Origin of the sequence: Streptomyces sp. NPDC006655 (assembly GCF_040703965.1) — a bacterium.
Classification (GTDB): Bacteria; Actinomycetota; Actinomycetes; order Streptomycetales; family Streptomycetaceae; genus Streptomyces.
This window is the reverse complement of sequence record NZ_JBEYJU010000008.1, coordinates 150,186-167,333: the sequence shown is the minus strand read 5'-3', so window position 1 is coordinate 167,333 and position 17,148 is coordinate 150,186. Positions and strand designations below refer to the sequence as shown.

Genomic DNA, 17,148 nt, shown 5'->3' with positions numbered 1-17,148 from the left:
TCCGATGGCTCGGGCCGCGACCGCTCGGGCCGGGACCGCCTGGACCGGGACCGCCTGGACCGGGACCGCCTGGACCGGGACCGCCTGGACCGGGACCGCTCGGGCCGCGACCGCTCGGGCCGCGACCGCTCGGGCCGCGACCGCTCGGGCCGCGACCGCTCGGGCCGCGACCGCTCGGGCCGGGACCGCTCAGGCCGGGACCGCTCAGGCCGGGACGGCGAGGACCGTCTCCGGGGGCAGGGCGCGGTGCACCAGGGCGTGGGCGACCTGCGTGAGCCGGTCGTCGGCGCGCACGGCGTAGGTGCGCAGGGCGCGCCGGACGAGCGCGCGGAGGGGGCAGCTGCCATGGTCTTCACCTCCCCGTGGGAGAGAACGGTCAGCAGACATGATCCACCAGTTCCCGGGCCGTGGGAGGACTACCGCGCGAGGCGGACGCGCTCCACGTGCCCCCGGTCCCCGGACCCGTGCCGGACGCCGCCCGCGGCCGTGGGGACTGCCGTTGCCCCCTGGCCGCGAGCGATCGGCCCGTCCGGGTCTCAGCGGCCGAGGGCGTTCTGCAGCTGCTCCTTGGTCATCGAGGAACGGCCGTGGATGTCGCGCTTCTTGGCCTCTTCGTACAGCTGGTCCCTGGTCGGGCCCTGGGCGCCGCTGTGCGAGCGCTCCCCGCCGCGCTGGGAGGCGGACTTGGGGTCACGGGTGGAGGTCTTGCTCGCGGTCCTGGACTCGCCGGACCGGGCGCGTTCCTTGTTGACGGTCCGGGCGGCGATCTCCTCGGCCCGCCCGGTGGACTCGCCCCGGTCCTGGGCGCTCTTCTTGATGTGCTCGTACTGCCGTTCCCGCTTGGGACTCGATCCGGCAGGCATCACTCTTCTCCTCACTGTTCTCGACTGTTCTCGACTGTTCCAGCGGACGGCCACGGGTGGCGCCGTTCCCTTCCCGCTGTCGTCCTGCCGTCCGCCGAGTTCCCCGAAGTCCCCGTCCGACCCGCGGGTCCCGGTGGTTGTCTCCGCCCAGGCGAGGTACCGGGGGTCCATGAGTTTCGTCCGCTTCACCACGGGTGAGCTGCGTGCGGTCGGCCGCTCGGTCCGCAGATCGGTGACCGAGCGCGGTCCGGAGCGGGAGACGGCGGTGCAGTCGCTGAAGGCGGCGGCCGCCGCGGTCCTCGCCTGGGCACTGGCCGGCTGGTGGTGGCACGCCCCGTTCGCCCTCCTGGCGCCGTGGACCGCCCTCTTCCTCGTCCAGGACACCGTCTACCGTTCCCTCGTCTCGGCGTTGCAGCAGTTCGCCGTCGTCGTGCTGGGCACCCTGCTGGCCGCCCTCGCGGGGGTGGTCACCGGCGACACCCTGGCCGCGCTCGCCCTCGCCCTGCCGGCGACGGTCCTCCTGGGCTCGTACGCCCGATTCGGCGCGCAGGGTGTCTACGCCCCCACCGCCGCCCTCTTCGTGATCGCCTACGGCACCTACGGGCCGATGGACATCGTCCACCGCCTGCTGGAGACCGCCCTCGGGGCCACGGTGGGCCTGAGCGTCAACGCCCTCGTGCTGCCCCCCGTCCACGACCGCCGGGTCCGCCGGCTGCGGCACCAGCTGGCCGCCGAGAGCGCCCGGCTGCTCACCGACGCCGCGGACCGGCTGGCCGAGGGGGAGGCGGCGGACGAGCCGGACGACTGGGACGACCGGGCGCGCTGGCTGGGCGACGTCCTCACCGACCTGCGGGCGGCCCGCCGCTGGTCCGACGAGAGCCTCCGGCTCAACCCCCTGCGCCGACTGCGGCACCGCACGGACCGCGAACCGGCGCACTCACCGCCGCCCGCCGTGGCGGACACGGCGTGGTACGACATCACCGACCGGCTGCTCGCACTGATGCGCTCCCTCATGGACATCGAGACGCACCCCAAGGCCCTCCCGCCGGACGCCCTCGACCCGCTCCTCGCCTTCCTGCGCGGCGCCGCCCTCGCCGTGGGGCCCCACGACCAGGGCCCACACGACGGCGAACCGGCCGGACTCGACGCCGCGCGCCGGGCCCACCGGGAGCTCGTCGAGCGCCTCGCCTCACCAGGCGCCCTCGACACCGAAGAGGCGTCGCTGCGCAGCGCCTCCGGACACCTGCTCGCGGCTCTGGAACGGGCCTGCCCCGACTCCGCCGTCAGCCGGTGAGCAGCACCTTCCTGACGGCCCTCACCCGCAGCTCCTCCAGGGTGCTCAACTGCTGTTCGGCCCGTGCGAGCAACCCGTCGAGCTCCTGCTCGTCGAGGCGGTCGTCGGCGTCGGCCAGGGACCGCAGGGCGCGCCAGCCGAGCTCCTTGCCCTCGACCCCCAGCCGGAGGAACTCGAGTTCGACGACCAGCGTCAGCGGGGACGGCCGCACGAGGCGCCCATTGCTCTTGAGCCGTCCGAGCCGCTCGGCCACACCGGCCGCCGCGACCTTGTACCGGCGCGCCGGTATGCCGAGGCCGCGCATGATGCGCAGCAGACTCGCCCGGTCCTCGGCGATCTCGTCCGCGAGGTTCCGCAGCGGTTCCGCGAACGGCGGGTCACTGTGCGACCCGGCCATGAACTGGGCGCGTCCGGTCCCGGCGGTGGCGCCGGCGAGGTGGTCGTTGAGGTAGATCCCGAGCAGCTCCGTGCGGACCCGGCGGGTCCCCGGGCGGGTCCCCGGCATCGATGTCGTCATGGCTCTCTGCCTCGCTTCCTGCCGCCCGCACGATGCGACGGCCCCGCACGAGTACCCGACAACCCGCGTCGGAACGGCCACGCGCACACGTCGCCCCCCGGCTGCCCGTGTCGGCGGGCCCCGCCCCGGGTCCGCCGACGCGGAGTGTCACACCTGGGCGGGGAAGCGTTCCCAGACGCGGTGCTCGCCCAGGAGGGCGATGACCTGCTGGAGGGTTTCCGGGCCGCCGTCGCCCACGATCACGCCCGGCGCGTCGGCGGGGACGCCCGCCCCTTCCAGGGCGGTCTCGGCGCCCTTCCAGCCGCCGATCGCCTTGCCGTGCCGGAAGACCTCGTTCAGCAGCAGCGCCACCCGGGGGTCCTGGCCGGGCCGGCCGCCGTTGCCCGTACCCGCCTTGGCGTCCCGGGCGCCGTACGCGTCGTCGCCCAGGCCCGGCGCGCCGGCGACCAGGACGGCGTCGAACTCCACGGACCGGGCGGTGGCGTAGGTGCGGTGGACCGGCAACTCGCCGTCGCCGTTCCCCAGGAACCCCCCGGTCGGGGCCACCACCAGCGGCACCATGCCCGCCGCGGCCACGGCGTCCCGTACGGCGCGTACGCCGTCGAGGTCGCCGTCCGGGCCGGTGACGATGCCGACGATCCGGCCCTCGGTGGGCCAGGTCCGGCCGACCTGCGACAACGCGGGGCTGGGCGCCACGTCGGCGAGCGGCACGGTCGGCTCCGGCGCGGGCAGCCCCAGACCGGCCGCGACCTGTGCGCACAGTTCCGGGTCGATGTTGGCCAGCACCCGCAGCCCGCGTTCCCGGACGGCCGGCTCGTAGCACTTGCCGAGTTCGAAGGTGTACGCGCCGATGATGTGCTCCCGTTCCACCGGGCTCATGCTGAGCCAGAACCGCCGCGGCTGGCTGAAGTGGTCCGCGAACGACTCGGGCGCCTCCCGCACCTTGTGCGCCGCCGGCACCGGCACGGGCGTCTCGACGTACCCGCCGAGGTCGGCGCCCGGCGCGAACGGGCAGCCGCCGTCCAGGGAGTTGGGCCGGTAGGGGGCGACGCCCCGGTGCACGGCCGTCTGGTGCATGCCGTCGCGCAGCATGTCGTTGACGGGCGCGTGCGTGCGGTTGATCGGCAGCTGGCCGAAGTTCGGGCCGCCGAGACGGGTGATCTGGGTGTCGAGGTAGGAGAAGAGGCGGCCGGCGAGCAGCGGGTCGTCGGTGACGTCGATGCCGGGCACCAGGTGGCCGACGTGGAAGGCGACCTGCTCGGTCTCCGCGAAGAAGTTCGACGGGTTGCGGTTGAGGGTCAGCAGCCCGATCGGCTGCACCGGCGCCAGCTCCTCGGGGACCAGGTTGGTCGGGTCGAGGAGGTCGATGCCCTCGAAGCTCTGGTCCTCGGTGTCGGGGAAGGTCTGGATGCCGAACTCCCACTGGGGGTAGGCGCCCGCCTCGATGGCGTCGGCGAGGTCCCGGCGGTGGAAGTCCGGGTCGACGCCGTTGATGATCTGCGCCTCCTCCCACACCAGGGAGTGCACGCCGAGCTTCGGCTTCCAGTGGAACTTCACCAGCGTGGTCGCGCCCTCGGCGTCGACCAGGCGGAAGGTGTGGACGCCGAAGCCCTCCATGGTCCGGTACGACCGCGGGATGCCCCGGTCGGACATGTTCCACAGCGTGTGGTGGGTGGCCTCGGTGTGCAGGGTGACGAAGTCCCAGAAGGTGTCGTGCGCGCTCTGCGCCTGCGGGATCTCCCGGTCCGGGTGCGGTTTGGCGGCGTGCACCACGTCCGGGAACTTGATGGCGTCCTGGATGAAGAAGACCGGCATGTTGTTGCCGACCAGGTCGAAGACGCCCTCGCCGGTGTAGAACTTGGTGGCGAAGCCGCGGGTGTCCCGTACCGTGTCGGCCGATCCCCGGGACCCGAGCACGGTGGAGAACCGTACGAAGACCGGTGTCTCGACGTCCTTCGCGAGGAACGCCGCCTTCGTCACCGACGCCGCCGTCCCGTAGCTCTGGAACACGCCGTGCGCGCCGGCGCCCCGCGCGTGCACCACCCGCTCCGGGATCCGCTCGTGGTCGAAGTGCATGATCTTCTCGCGCAGATGGTGGTCCTGCAACAGGACCGGACCGCGCGGGCCCGCCTTCAGCGAGTGGTCGGTGTCGGGACGGCGGTGCCCCTGGGCGTCCGTGAGGTAACTGCCCGCCTGCGCCACCCGGTCCCGGCCGGCCCCGGTGGGCTGCCCGGTCGGCGAGTAGGTGTCCGGGCCGCTCTGGTCCGGCTTCGGCGGCAGCGGACCGCGTGCCTCCGTCGGTTCCGCGACCGGGGGAGACTCGGGCCCCGGCTTGCCGGGGACGTCGCCGACGGGGCCCGTGTGGTCGCCGCGCAGCGCGTCGGAGACCTTCTCGGCCGCTCGCTTGAGGGGATTGCTCTCGCCCATGGGTACCAGCCCTTCGCCTGAGGGGACGCGCATCGCGGCGCGACCCGGGTCGTGCCCTGCAACCCTTCGTCCCCCGGCCGTGGCGCCCGCCGGGGGAGCCGGAGCCGCGGACCGGGGATGAGACGCCGGACGCGAAGCCTGTACAGCGCTCCCGCGCCGTCGGCGCTCATGGTTTCGCCCGCGTACCCGACCCGGGGAGGTCGACTCGCACATCCGGCGACCGATCCGGGCGCGGGCGGCTCAGCCGGTGCCGCCGCCGGGCGGGCGGCTCAGCCGGTGCCGTTGTCGTCCGGCGCCGCCGCTTGCGGGCGCAGGAGGAGCAACGCCACGTCGTCGGCCGGGTCGGAGACGTGGCCGAGCAGCCGGTCGGCCATGCGGTCCAGGTCGCCGGGGTCCGTGCGGGCGACGAGCCGGGCGAGTGCCTCGACCGCGGCGTCCGGATCGAGGCCCGGACGCTCGATGAGCCCGTCCGTGTACAGGACGAGGACACAGCCGGCCGGAAGCCGGTGTTCGGCGGCCGGGTAGCCGCCGGCCTCCCGTTCGATGCCGAGGAGGAGCCCGGCGGGGACCCGCAGCACCTCGGTACGGCCGTCCGGATGCCGGAGCACGGCGGGCGGGTGTCCGGCACTGGCCAGGCAGATCCGGCGGCGGGCGAGGTCCAGGTGCAGGTACAGGCAGCTGGCGAACCGGTCGGAGGCGAGGTCGCCGAGCAGCCGGTTGGTCGCGGCCAGCACCTCGCCGGGAGCGGCCCCGGCCGCCGCGTGGCCGTGCACGGCCACGCGGACCTGGCCCATCAGCGCCGCCGCGTCGATGTCGTGGCCCTGGACGTCGCCGATCACGGCGGCGGCGCGGTGCTCGTCAAGGCGGATCAGGTCGTAGAAGTCGCCGCCCACCTCCAGGCCGTGCCCGGCCGGCCGGTACCGGGCCACCGCGGCCAGCCCCGGCACGGACGGCAGGCGCCGGGGCAGCAGGGCGTCCTGGAGCCGGTGGGCGACGGTGTACTGGGTGTCGTACAGACGACCGCGTTCGAGGGCCTGGCCCACCAGTCCGACGAGCGCGGTGAGCGCGGCCCGCTCGGAGGGCGGGAAGTGCTGGGGCCGGTCGTAGGCGAGGACCAGGGAGCCGACGGCGCGGCCGGAGGCGACCAGCGGGAGGAACGCCCAGGAGACCTTGTCGTCCAGGTGGACGGCGTGCGGGTAGCGCTCCTGGAGCTCCTCGAAGCTCCTGAAGAACTGGGCGCCGCACGTGTCGAGGACGCGTACGGCGGGGGTGTCCTCGCTGAGCGGCAGATCGTCGAAGTACGCCATCAGGCCGGGGTCGTAGCCACGGTGGCCGAGCATTCTGAGCCGGCCGTCACGGGGCGCCATCAGGGCCATCGCCGTGGCGCCGAGCGCGGGCATCAGCTGGTCGGCGGCCTGGTTCACCACGTCCTGGACACCGACGGCCTCGGTGAGGGTGCCGGCCAGGTGCATGAGGTGGTAGAGGAGGCTCGCCCGGCCGGGGGCCGCCGCGGTGTCGACGGGGGCGGCCGGCGTCCCCGACGGCGGGGGGAGCGGATCACCGCCGGGGTCGGCGTTCAGGATCCGCACGCTGATGCCCGTGGGGTCCGGATAGAGGTCGAAGACCAGCCGGGTGCCGGGCGGTCGCGTGGCGCTGAAGGAGATGGGCCGTCCGCTCATCACGGCACGGCGGTAACGGTCCTCCACGTCGGGCACGTCCATCCACGGCAGCGCCTCCCAGGGCGTGGCACCGATCAGTTCGGCCACGTCCGCCCGGAGCAGGAGGGCCGCCTCCGGCGTGACGAACGTGAACCGGCCGGTCACGTCCAGGGCGCAGGCCCCGCCGGGGAGCCGGTCGATGAACGCGGCCAGTTCGCCCGCCTCGCCGGGCAGCGTCCGCGGCTGCGAGGGGTGCGGCAGGATGCGCGGCCGCGAGGGCGGACGCTCCCGCTTCCGGTGCGCCCACGCCAGCAGCCCGCCGAGCCGGCGGCAGCCGGCGTCCACGGCGGCGCGCTCGCCTTCACTGAGCCGCGGCGCGTGGCCACCCGGCCACAGCAGCACCAGACCGCCCACCGGGCCGCCCCGGTCGACGAGCGGCGCGGCGGCCAGCGCGAAGTCGTAGGGCAGCACGAGTGCCGTGCGCGGGTAGCGGCGCGCCATCTCCTCCAGGTCCCCGACCCACACCAGCCGGCCCTCGCGGACCGCGTCGGCCACCGCCACCCGGTCGGCGAGACCGACCCGGGTCCACGGCACGGCCATCTCACGCGGCGCGCCCGTCAGCGTCATCAGCCACAGCGCGTCGCCGCCGTACGGCAGGACGTAGAGCAGCCCCCTGGAGGCCCCGCTCTGCCGGACCACGTCCAACAGGGCGGCGTCCAGCGTCTCGGTCGCCGTGTCGTGCGGCGCCGCGTCTCGACTCACACCGCCTCCCAGGGGGTACGGCCGCCTCACGGGCAGGCCCCCATCCGCCCCGTCCACCCCCTTCGTATCGGGTACCGCTCAACCATCGTGTTCCCCCAGGCCCCCTGTCCATCCGCCCGGGGCCGTGCCGGTCCACCGCGCCCGGGGCCGTGCCTGCCGTCCGGGCCCTGTCCGTCCGCCCGGGGCCGTGCCGGTCCACCGGGTCCGGGGCCGTGCCTGCCGTCCGGGCCCCGCCCGTCCGCCCGGGGCCGTGTCGGTCCACCCGTCCGGGGCCGTGCCTGCCGTCCGGGCCCTGTCCGTCCAGGGCCGTGCCGGTCCACCCGTCCGGGGCCGTGCCTGCCGTCCGGGCCCTGTCCGTCCAGGGCCGTGCCGGTCCACCGGGCCCGGGGCCGTGCCTGCCGTCCAGGGCCCCGTCCATCCGCCCGGGGCCGTGCCGGTCCACCCGTCCGGGGCCGTGCCTGGCGTCCGGGCCCTGTCCGTCCAGGGCCGTGCCGGTCCACCGGGCCCGGGGCCGTGCCTGCCGTCCAGGGCCCCGCCCGTCCGCCCGGGGCCGTGCCGGTCCACCGGGTCCGGGGCCGTGCCTGCCGTCCGGGCCCTGTCCGTCCGCCCGGGGCCGTGCCGGTCCACCGGGTCCGGGGCCTGCCCATCCCGGGGTCGTGCCGGTCCACCCGGTCCGGGGCCTGCCCATCCCGGGGCCGTGCCGGTCCACCCGGCCGGGGCCTGCCCACCCGTCCGGAGCCGTGCCTCTCCCACCGTTCGGGGCGCGTCCGCGGTCCGGGCGGGGGGTGGTGTCATTCCGGCGTGGCGGGAACTCGGGGGCCATGAACGCCGAGCGAGAGATCCGGGGATCGTACTGGCTGGAAACCGCGCCGGGCGGCGCCCCCGCTCCGCCGCCCGCAGGGGACGTCTCCGTCGACGTGGCCGTGGTCGGCGGCGGGATCGCGGGCCTCAGCACCGCCTGGGAGCTGGCCCGCCGGGGCCGTGAGGTGGCCGTACTGGAGGCCGACCGGATCGCCGCCGGCGTCACCGGCCACACCACCGCCAAGCTGACGGCGCTGCACACGCTCGTCTACGACCACCTGCGCCGCACCCGCGGCCGCGAGGGTGCCCGGCTGTACGCCGACTCGCAGTCGGCCGCGCTCCGCCGGGCCGCCGAGGTGGTCGCCGACCTCGGGATCGACTGCGACTGGGAGGAAGCGGCGGCCCACACGTACGCCGAGGCCCCCGAGCACGTCGGGGCCCTGCGCGCGGAGGCCGAGGCGGCACGTGAGGCGGGCCTGCCGGCCGAGTTCGTCACCGGGACCGAGCTGCCCTACCCGGTGGCCGGGGCCGTCCGGGTGACCGGGCAGGCGCAGTTCCACCCCGTGAAGTACCTGCGCGCCCTCACCGACGACCTGAAGCGGCACGGCGGCACCGTGTACGAGGGCACCCGTGTCACCGGCCTCACCGAAGGCGAACCCTGTGTCCTGGAGACCGACACCGGCGTGTCGGTGCGGGCGCGCGAGGTGGTGGTCGCCACCCACTACCCGATCTTCGACCGCGCCCTGCTCTTCACCCGGCTCTCCCCGCGCCGCGAGCTGGTCGTCGCCGGCCCGATCGACGCCGACCTGGCGCCCCGCGACATGTACATCACGACCGAGCAGAACACCCGGTCCGTGCGCAGCGCCCCCTCCACCGACGGCACCCGTCTGCTGGTCGTCACCGGGGAGCACTTCACGCCGGGCGCCCCCGGCGCCGCGGACGTCGAGGAACGCTTCGCCCGGCTGACCGCCTGGGCCGAGAGCCGCTTCCCGGGCCTGACCCCCACTCACCGGTGGGCCACCCAGGACAACGACTCCACCGACTCCGTCCCCCTGGTCGGGCGCCTCCATCCCGGCAGTCGGCACACCTATGTGGCCACCGGTTTCGGCGGCTGGGGCCTGAGCGGCGGCATCATGGCCGGCCGGCTGATCGCCGACCTGGTCGAGGGCCGGGAGCCCGAGTGGGCCGGCCTGTACGACCCCCGCCGGCTGGCCTCCGTGGTCCGTGAGGGCGGCACCTTCCTCAAGAACCAGGCGCACGTGGCCAAGCACTTCGTCGGCGACCGGCTGCCGTCCGGGACCGCACCCGCGCCCGAGGACCTGGCCCCCGGGGACGGCGCGGTCCTGCGGGTGGACGGCCACCAGTGCGCCGTCCACCGGGACGACAGCGGCCAGTTGCACGCCGTCTCGGCCCGCTGCACCCACCTCGGCTGTCTGGTGGCCTTCAACCGCGCGGAGCGGGCCTGGGAGTGCCCCTGCCACGGTTCCCGCTTCGATCCCGACGGCCGCATCCTCCAGGGCCCGGCGGTCCGGCCACTGGAACCGCGCGACATCACATCACCGTGACCGTCGCCGTGCTGCCGAGGGCGGGCCGGCCAGGACGTGCCGGCGTACCGCTTCCAGGTCAGACTGGAGCTGCTGACGCACGTCTTCCGGACATCCCTCTCCGTGCGCCCGTTTCTCGCCCACCACGCCCCGAAGCGGGCCTGTCCGGGCCTTCGGGCCTCCGACCGCCGAGGCACCGGCCGGGACGACACGTGAAGGAGGCCGAGTCATGACCGACAGCGGCGCCGACGACGCGACCCGCAGGGCACGGCCGGATCCCGGCCGCCGGAACCTGCTGTCCGGTCCGGAACCCGACGTGGCGGGGGCGGCCGGCTACCCGGACAGCCCGCCGCGCATGGGCTTCTTCACGGACACCACCGTCTGCATCGGCTGCAAGGCGTGCGAGGTGGCCTGCAAGGAGTGGAACGCGGTCCCGGAGGACGGCCTCGAACTGACCGGTATGTCCTACGACAACACCCAGGGGCTGGGCGCCGACACCTGGCGCCACGTGGCCTTCATCGAACAGCGCAAGCCGCTCGCCGTCCAGGAGCCCGGCGTCGCCCACGACGACGTCGACGTGTTCGCCGCCGCCCGCGTCCTCGGCACCTCCGCCTCGTCGCCCGGTCCCGGAGCCACGGCCCCCGCCCCGGGCACCGGCACCGCCCCGGGCACCGGCACCGGGGCGGGCGCCGGCACCGGGGCGGGCGCCGGCACCGGGGCGGCGGGCGCGCCGGCCGGCGAGATCTCCCCGGTCACCCCGGACGGGCGCACCGAACTGCGCTGGCTGATGGCCTCCGACGTGTGCAAGCACTGCACCCACGCGGCCTGTCTCGACGTCTGCCCCACCGGCTCGCTGTTCCGCACCGAGTTCGGCACGGTCGTCGTCCAGGAGGACATCTGCAACGGCTGCGGCTACTGCGTGCCCGCCTGCCCCTACGGCGTCATCGACCAGCGCGAGGACGACGGACGGGTCTGGAAGTGCACCCTGTGCTACGACCGGCTCGGCGTCGGCATGGAACCGGCCTGTGCGAAGGCGTGCCCGACCGACTCCATCCAGTTCGGGCCCCTGGACGAGCTGCGGGAGCGGGCGGCCGAGCGGGTCGGCCGGCTGCATGCGGCGGGCGTCGCCGACGCCCGGCTGTACGGCGAGGATCCCGGCGACGGGGTCGGCGGCGACGGGGCGTTCTTCCTGCTCCTCGACGAGCCGGAGGTGTACGGCCTGCCCCCGGACCCGGTGGTCACCACCCGCGACCTGCCCGACATGTGGCGGCACGCGGCGCTGGCGGCGGCCACGCTGGTGGCGCTCGCCGCCGGCAGTTTCGTGCGCGTCGGCCCGAGGAGGCGGCGATGAGCGGTTCCGACGTGACACGCGACGGCGTCCGGGGGGTACGGCCCGGCCGGGACGCCGTCACCGGCGCGTACGGAAGGCGCCGGAAGGGGAAGAGGGGGAAGGGGCGCGGCGAGCGGAGCATGGTGCCGGACGCCGAGTTCTCGTCGTACTACGGCAAGCCGATCCTGAACAAGCCCACCTGGAAGCCGCTGGACATCGCCGGCTACCTGTACCTGGGCGGGCTCGCGGGCAGTTCCTCGCTGCTGGCCGCGGGCGGGCAGCTCACCGGCCGTCCCGCGCTGGCCCGGGCCGCGAAGCTGGCCGCGACGGGCGGGATCTCGTTGTCGCTGGCCGCACTCGTCCACGACCTGGGGCGCCCGGCCCGCTTCCTCAACATGCTGCGCGTCCTGAAGCCGACCTCGCCGATGAGCGTGGGCTCCTGGCTGCTGGCCGGGTACGCCCCGCTGACCATGGCCGCCGCGGCGAGCGACGTCGCGAACCGGTACCGGCCGGTGGGCGCGGCCGCCACCGCGTCGGCCGCCGTGCTGGGACCGGCGGTCGTCAGCTACACCGCCGTGCTGATCGCGGACACCGCCGTGCCGTCCTGGCACGAGGGCTACCGCGAACTGCCGTTCGTCTTCGCGGGCTCCGGCGCCACCGCGGCGGCCGGGCTGGCGCTGCTGGCGGCGCCGCCCGCCCAGACCGGGCCCGCCCGGCGGTTCGCGGCTCTGGGCGCCGCCCTGGAGCTGGGCTGCTTCCAGCTCATGAAGCACCGGATGGGCGGCCTGCTGTCCGAGCCGTACGAACAGGGCCGGGCGCACAGCCTGCTGCGCACGTCGGAACTCCTCACGGCGACCGGCGCGGCCCTCGCGGCCCTCGGCGGCCGACGGCCCCACCGCGCCCTCGCGGCGGTGGCGGGCGCGGCCCTGCTGACCGGCTCGGCGGCCCTGCGCTTCGGTGTGTTCCACGCCGGGGTCGCCTCGGCCGAGGACCCGAAGTACACGGTCGTACCGCAGCGGGAGCGGCTGAACGCGAACGGAGCGGGAGGGTAGGGCGGCCGACGGCGGGGGAGTGCTCGCCGTCCGAAGCGCCGGTTCACACCTGCCGGGTACCGCTGCGGTTTCGGTGGGACCGCCACGGGTACTCCGGCGCAACGACCGGGCCGGTACACGCGAGGAGGTGGCGTCGGTGCCCACCAGGAACCAGGTGCCGCGCAGGCTCGCGTCCGGCCTCGACCACGACGGCGACCGGATCGCCGACGAGGCGCCGGCGCAGGAACGCGAGGGCGCTCGCACCCCGGCCGCGCTCGGCGCCGAGGCCGCCGACAGCGAGGAGTCCGACGGCCTCGCCGGACAGCTCGTCGACCAGCTGCGCCGGCCCGTGGCCTTCGAGGATGCCGTGTTCGCCCGGCTGCGGGAGAATCTCTCCCAGGAGGACCGGGAGCGGCTCGGCGAGAAGGTCGTGCGCGCCCGGCGGGCCGCACCGACCCGCCCCCACCCGCCGGCCCCGCGGCGACCGGCCGCGGCCGTCGCGGGCGCCGGGACCGCCGCGGCGGTCATGGACCACGTCCGGGACACGCTCGGCGGCCGGCCCGCCGACCGCCGGGGCACGGAACGGGAGGACTGAACCGTGGGCGTACGCACCTGGATCGACTCCTGGCCGGTCTACCGTCAGCTCACCGGCACCGACCCGCTGGGCCGCGGCGCCGCCGCGAAGAGCGGGCACAGCGCCCGGCTGACCCCCCGGGTGGCGAGCGCGGACCGCGTGGTGAAGTCGGTCTGCCCCTACTGCGCGGTCGGCTGCGGCCAGAACGTCTACGTCGAGAACGGCAGGGTCACCCAGATCGAGGGCGACCCCGACTCCCCGGTCTCCCGCGGCCGCCTCTGCCCCAAGGGTTCGGCCAGCCTCCAGCTGACCACCGGCGACTCCCGCGAGCACCAGGTGCTCTACCGGCGCCCGCACGGCACCACCTGGGAGCACCTGGACCTCGACACCGCGATGGACATGATCGCCGACCGGGTGATCGAGTCCCGCCGGGCCGGCTGGGAGTGGGAGGTCGACGGCGCCCGCACCCGGCGCACCCTCGGCATCGCGAGTCTGGGCGGGGCCACCCTCGACAACGAGGAGAACTACCTCCTCAAGAAGCTGTACACCGCGCTCGGCGCGATCCAGATCGAGAACCAGGCGCGTGTTTGACACTCCTCCACCGTTCCCAGTCTGGGAACCTCGTTCGGACGCGGCGGCGCGACCACCTTCCAGCAGGACCTCCAGCACTCGGACTGCATCGTCGTCCAGGGCTCCAACATGGCCGAGTGCCACCCGGTCGGGTTCCAGTGGGTCATGGAGGCGAAGGCCCGCGGCGCCAAGCTGATCCATGTCGACCCGCGGTTCACCCGCACCAGCGCCCTGGCCGACCTGCACGTACCGCTGCGCGCGGGCACCGACATCGCCTTCCTCGGTGGGATCATCAACTACGTCCTGGAACAGGAGAAGTACTTCCGGGAGTACGTCGTCGCGTACACCAACGCGCCCGTGATCGTCAGTGAGGACTTCCGGGACACCGAGGACCTGGACGGCGTCTTCTCCGGCCTCGACACCGACAGCCGCTCCTACGACAACAGCAGCTGGCAGTACGAGGGCATGGAGATGCAGGCCGCCTCCGGGGAACGCGACCAGGAGTACGACAAGCGCACCGGCGGCGGCAGCTCGGTGGCCGAGGCCGCGCGCGGCGAGGCACACGGCTCCGGCGGCGCCGACATCGGCGAGGGCGAACCCGAGCGGGACGAGACGCTCACCCATCCGCGCTGCGTCCTCCAGGTCCTCAAACGGCACTTCGCCCGCTACACACCGGAGATCGTCGAACAGATCTGCGGGGTCCCGCAGGACGTCTTCCGCCAGGTCTGCGAACTGGTCACCGACAACTCCGGACGGGACCGCACCACCGCCTTCGCCTACGCGGTCGGCTGGACCCAGCACACCGTCGGCGTGCAGTACATCCGGTCCGCCGCCATCCTGCAGACCCTGCTCGGCAACATCGGCCGGCCCGGCGGCGGCATCCTCGCGCTGCGCGGACACGCCTCCATCCAGGGCTCCACCGACATCCCCACCCTGTTCAACCTGCTGCCCGGCTACCTCCCCATGCCGCACGCCCACCAGAACCAGGACCTGGACGCCTACGTGGAGGCGGAGGCCGCCCGCAAGGGCTACTGGGGCAACATGCGCTCCTACCTGGTGAGCCTGCTCAAGGCGTACTGGGGCGACGCGGCCACCCCCGAGAACGACTTCTGCTTCGACCACCTGCCGCGCCTGACCGGCTCCCACTCCACCTACGAGACGACGATGGCCCAGCTGGAGGGCGTCTGCAAGGGCTACTTCGTGCTCGGCGAGAACCCCGCCGTCGGCAACGCCAACTCCAAGATGATGCGCCTGGGCATGGCCAACCTGGACTGGCTGGTGGTCCGCGACTTCTCGCTCATCGAGTCGGCCACCTGGTGGCAGGACGGCCCCGAGATCGAAACCGGCGAAATGCGCACCGAGGACATCCGCACCGAGGTCTTCTTCCTGCCGGCCGCCGCGCACACCGAGAAGGACGGCAGCTTCACCAACACCCAGCGGATGCTCCAATGGCACCACCAGGCCGTCGAACCGCCGGGGGACTGCCGCAGCGAGCTGTGGTTCGCCTTCCACCTCGGCCGGATCATCCGCGAGAAGCTGGCCGGCTCCACCGACCCCATGGACCAGCCGGTGCTCGACCTGACCTGGGACTACCCGACCAAGGGCGAGCACGCCGAACCGGAGGCGGAGGCCGTCCTCGCCGAGATCAACGGCTACGACGCCGAGGGCGACCCGCTCGCCTCCTACGAACAGCTCGACGCCGACGGCTCCACGGCCTGCGGCTGCTGGATCTACTGCGGGGTCTACGCCGACGGCGTCAACCAGGCCGCCCGCCGCAAACCCGGCAACGAACAGAACTGGGTCGCCAACGAATGGGCCTGGGCCTGGCCCGCCAACCGGCGCATCCTCTACAACCGCGCCTCCGCCGACCCGGACGGCAAGCCGTGGAGCGCGCGCAAGGCCCTGGTGTGGTGGGACGAGGAACAGGCGAAGTGGGTCGGCCACGACATCCCCGACTTCGCCGGCGACAAGTCCCCGCAGCACCGGCCGCCGCCCGGCGCGACGGCCGCCGAGGCCCTCTCGGGCACCGACCCGTTCATCATGCAGGCCGACGGCAAGGCCTGGCTGTACGTGCCCTCCGGCCTCACCGACGGCCCGCTGCCCACCCACTACGAGCCCCAGGACTCGCCGCTCCCGAACCTGCTCTACCGCCAGCAGCGCAACCCGGTACGGCAGTTGCTGTCCCCGCACCCCGACAACCGCTACCAGCCCAGCGGCTCCGAGCCCGGCTCCGAGGTCTTCCCGTACGTGGCCACCACCTACCGGCTCACCGAGCACCACACCGCGGGCGGCATGTCCCGGTGGCAGCCCTACCTGGCGGAGCTGCAACCCGAGTTCTTCTGCGAGGTGTCACCCGAACTCGCCGCCGAACGCGGCCTGGAGCACACCGGCTGGGCGACGATCGTCAGCGCCCGCGGTGTGGTCGAGGCCCGGGTGCTGGTCACCGACCGGATGGCCCCGCTGACCGTGCAGGGCCGCCGGCTCCACCAGGTGGGCCTGCCCTACCACTGGGGCCCCAACGGCTACAGCACCGGCGACGCGGCCAACGAACTGCTGCACATGTCCCTCGACCCCAACACCCACATCCAGGAGACCAAGGCCTTCGCCGTCGACATCCGCCCCGGCCGCCGCCCGCGCGGCCCGGCCGCACCGGCACTGGTGCGCTCCTACCGCGCCCGGGCGGGCATCGACGACCGCACGGGCACGGAGCCCTGATCACCCGAGGGCGAGATCACCTGAGGACGAGCGAGTGGTCCCCGCGCGGCACCAGCTCCCCGATCACCGGCGCCCCCGGCACCTCCCCGGCCACCAGCAGCCCGCCGGAGGTCTGGGCGTCGGCCAGCAGCAGCCGGGTGTCGGCGTCGGTGTCCCCGAAGTCGGTGTACGGCGCCACCCACTCCAGGTTGCGCCGGGTGCCGCCGCTGACGTACCCGTCGCGGACCGCCTCCCGGGCACCCTCCAGATAGGGCACCGCGGCGGTGTCCAGCACGGCGGTCACCCCGGAGGCGCGGGCCAGCTTGTGCAGGTGGCCCAGCAGACCGAACCCGGTGACGTCGGTGGCGCAGCCCGCCCCGGCGGCCAGCGCGGCGGCGGACGCGTCCCGGTTCAGGGCCGTCATGGTGGCGACCGCCTGCTCGAACCGCTCGCCGGTCGCCTTGTGCCGGTTGTTCAGCACCCCCACGCCGAGCGGTTTCGTCAGCGACAGCGGCAGTCCTGGCCGCCCGGTGTCGTTGCGCAGCAGCCGCGCCGGGTCCGCGACCCCGGTGACCGCCATGCCGTACTTGGGCTCCGGGTCGTCCACGCTGTGCCCGCCGCCGACATGACAGCCCGCCTCGGTCGCCACGTCGAGGCCGCCGCGCAGCACCTCACGGGCCAGCTCGAACGGCAGCCGGTCGCGGGGCCAGCCGAGCAGGTTGACCGCGAGCAGCGGCCGGCCGCCCATCGCGTACACGTCCGACAGCGCGTTCGCGGCGGCGATCCGCCCCCAGTCGTAGGGCTCGTCGACGACCGGCGTGAAGAAATCGGCGGTGCACACCACAGCCGTCCCCCGCGCGCCGGGCACGGTGACCACGGCCGCGTCGTCGCCGGTGGCGAGGCCGACGAGCAGCGGGCTGTCGGTGCCGCTGAGGGAGGGCGCGGTCAGCCCGCTGACGACCTCCTCCAGCTCACCCGGCGGGATCTTGCACGCGCAGCCGCCGCCGTGGGCGAACTGCGTGAGCCGTACGGGCGCCGGGCGGGTCGCTGGTGTCATCGCGCTCTCCTGGGGAACTAGCGTGG

The 17,148-nt window shown here is 74.5% G+C and carries 12 protein-coding genes; 6 read left to right on the top strand and 6 right to left on the bottom strand.

Features of this window, described 5'->3' with window-relative positions; all coding sequences use genetic code 11:
- Nucleotides 1-204 precede the first annotated feature (204 nt).
- A complete protein-coding gene (locus tag AB0958_RS07355) occupies nucleotides 205-387 on the bottom strand; it encodes a hypothetical protein (protein ID WP_366889338.1) in 183 nt (60 codons plus the stop codon).
- A 149-nt stretch (nucleotides 388-536) separates the two neighbouring features.
- A complete protein-coding gene (locus AB0958_RS07350) occupies nucleotides 537-863 on the bottom strand; it encodes a plasmid stabilization protein (RefSeq protein ID WP_366889337.1) in 327 nt (108 codons plus the stop codon).
- Nucleotides 864-1,032: 169 nt separating this feature from the next.
- Here AB0958_RS07350 and AB0958_RS07345 point away from each other — a divergent pair, with 169 nt between their 5' ends.
- On the top strand, nucleotides 1,033-2,157 hold the full coding sequence (locus AB0958_RS07345; RefSeq protein ID WP_366889336.1) for an aromatic acid exporter family protein: 1,125 nt from the start codon (nucleotides 1,033-1,035) through the stop codon (nucleotides 2,155-2,157).
- On the opposite strand, the gene AB0958_RS07340 is transcribed toward AB0958_RS07345, so the two are convergent.
- The 3 genes from AB0958_RS07340 to AB0958_RS07330 all read right to left on the bottom strand — a co-directional run bounded on the left by AB0958_RS07340 (nucleotide 2,147) and on the right by AB0958_RS07330 (nucleotide 7,521).
- Nucleotides 2,147-2,674 (bottom strand): hypothetical protein, encoded by a 528-nt coding sequence (locus AB0958_RS07340; protein ID WP_366889335.1) that lies wholly within the window; start codon nucleotides 2,672-2,674, stop codon nucleotides 2,147-2,149. The two genes, AB0958_RS07345 and AB0958_RS07340, sit on opposite strands and share 11 nt — an antisense overlap.
- A gap of 147 nt (nucleotides 2,675-2,821) precedes the next feature.
- Nucleotides 2,822-5,101 (bottom strand): catalase, encoded by a 2,280-nt coding sequence (locus AB0958_RS07335; RefSeq protein WP_366889333.1) that lies wholly within the window; start codon nucleotides 5,099-5,101, stop codon nucleotides 2,822-2,824.
- A 269-nt stretch (nucleotides 5,102-5,370) separates the two neighbouring features.
- Nucleotides 5,371-7,521 (bottom strand): SpoIIE family protein phosphatase, encoded by a 2,151-nt coding sequence (locus AB0958_RS07330; RefSeq protein ID WP_366889332.1) that lies wholly within the window; start codon nucleotides 7,519-7,521, stop codon nucleotides 5,371-5,373.
- Nucleotides 7,522-8,342: 821 nt separating this feature from the next.
- On the opposite strand from AB0958_RS07330, the gene AB0958_RS07325 reads away from it, so the two are divergent.
- The 5 genes from AB0958_RS07325 (at nucleotide 8,343) to fdh (ending at nucleotide 16,086) form a co-directional block, all read left to right on the top strand.
- Nucleotides 8,343-9,887: an FAD-dependent oxidoreductase gene (locus AB0958_RS07325; protein ID WP_366889331.1), complete on the top strand. Its 1,545-nt coding sequence runs from the start codon at nucleotides 8,343-8,345 to the stop codon at nucleotides 9,885-9,887.
- 208 nt (nucleotides 9,888-10,095) lie between these two features.
- On the top strand, nucleotides 10,096-11,217 hold the full coding sequence (locus AB0958_RS07320; RefSeq protein WP_366889330.1) for a 4Fe-4S dicluster domain-containing protein: 1,122 nt from the start codon (nucleotides 10,096-10,098) through the stop codon (nucleotides 11,215-11,217).
- On the top strand, nucleotides 11,214-12,248 hold the full coding sequence (gene nrfD, locus AB0958_RS07315) for an NrfD/PsrC family molybdoenzyme membrane anchor subunit (protein WP_366889329.1): 1,035 nt from the start codon (nucleotides 11,214-11,216) through the stop codon (nucleotides 12,246-12,248). Before AB0958_RS07320 ends, nrfD begins: the two co-directional genes overlap by 4 nt.
- Before the next feature lie 136 nt (nucleotides 12,249-12,384).
- Nucleotides 12,385-12,822: a hypothetical protein gene (locus AB0958_RS07310; protein WP_366889328.1), complete on the top strand. Its 438-nt coding sequence runs from the start codon at nucleotides 12,385-12,387 to the stop codon at nucleotides 12,820-12,822.
- 3 nt (nucleotides 12,823-12,825) lie between these two features.
- Entirely contained in the window at nucleotides 12,826-16,086 is a 3,261-nt protein-coding gene (fdh, locus tag AB0958_RS07305; RefSeq protein WP_366889327.1) for a formate dehydrogenase, read from the top strand.
- 16 nt (nucleotides 16,087-16,102) lie between these two features.
- Here fdh and selD read toward each other — a convergent pair whose 3' ends face one another.
- Complete coding sequence (gene selD / locus AB0958_RS07300) at nucleotides 16,103-17,122, bottom strand: selenide, water dikinase SelD (protein WP_366889326.1); 1,020 nt, start codon at nucleotides 17,120-17,122, stop codon at nucleotides 16,103-16,105.
- Nucleotides 17,123-17,148: the final 26 nt, after the last annotated feature.

What these genes read in the sequence shown, in the direction of transcription:
- AB0958_RS07355 (WP_366889338.1), bottom strand. Translation starts at nt 387, where the DNA reads ATGTCTGCTGACCGTTCTCTCCCACGGGGAGGTGAAGACCATGGCAGC.
- AB0958_RS07350 (WP_366889337.1), bottom strand. Translation starts at nt 863, where the DNA reads ATGCCTGCCGGATCGAGTCCCAAGCGGGAACGGCAGTACGAGCACATC.
- AB0958_RS07345 (WP_366889336.1), top strand. Translation starts at nt 1,033, where the DNA reads ATGAGTTTCGTCCGCTTCACCACGGGTGAGCTGCGTGCGGTCGGCCGC.
- AB0958_RS07340 (WP_366889335.1), bottom strand. Translation starts at nt 2,674, where the DNA reads ATGACGACATCGATGCCGGGGACCCGCCCGGGGACCCGCCGGGTCCGC.
- AB0958_RS07335 (WP_366889333.1), bottom strand. Translation starts at nt 5,101, where the DNA reads ATGGGCGAGAGCAATCCCCTCAAGCGAGCGGCCGAGAAGGTCTCCGAC.
- AB0958_RS07325 (WP_366889331.1), top strand. Translation starts at nt 8,343, where the DNA reads ATGAACGCCGAGCGAGAGATCCGGGGATCGTACTGGCTGGAAACCGCG.
- AB0958_RS07320 (WP_366889330.1), top strand. Translation starts at nt 10,096, where the DNA reads ATGACCGACAGCGGCGCCGACGACGCGACCCGCAGGGCACGGCCGGAT.
- nrfD (WP_366889329.1), top strand. Translation starts at nt 11,214, where the DNA reads ATGAGCGGTTCCGACGTGACACGCGACGGCGTCCGGGGGGTACGGCCC.
- selD (WP_366889326.1), bottom strand. Translation starts at nt 17,122, where the DNA reads ATGACACCAGCGACCCGCCCGGCGCCCGTACGGCTCACGCAGTTCGCC.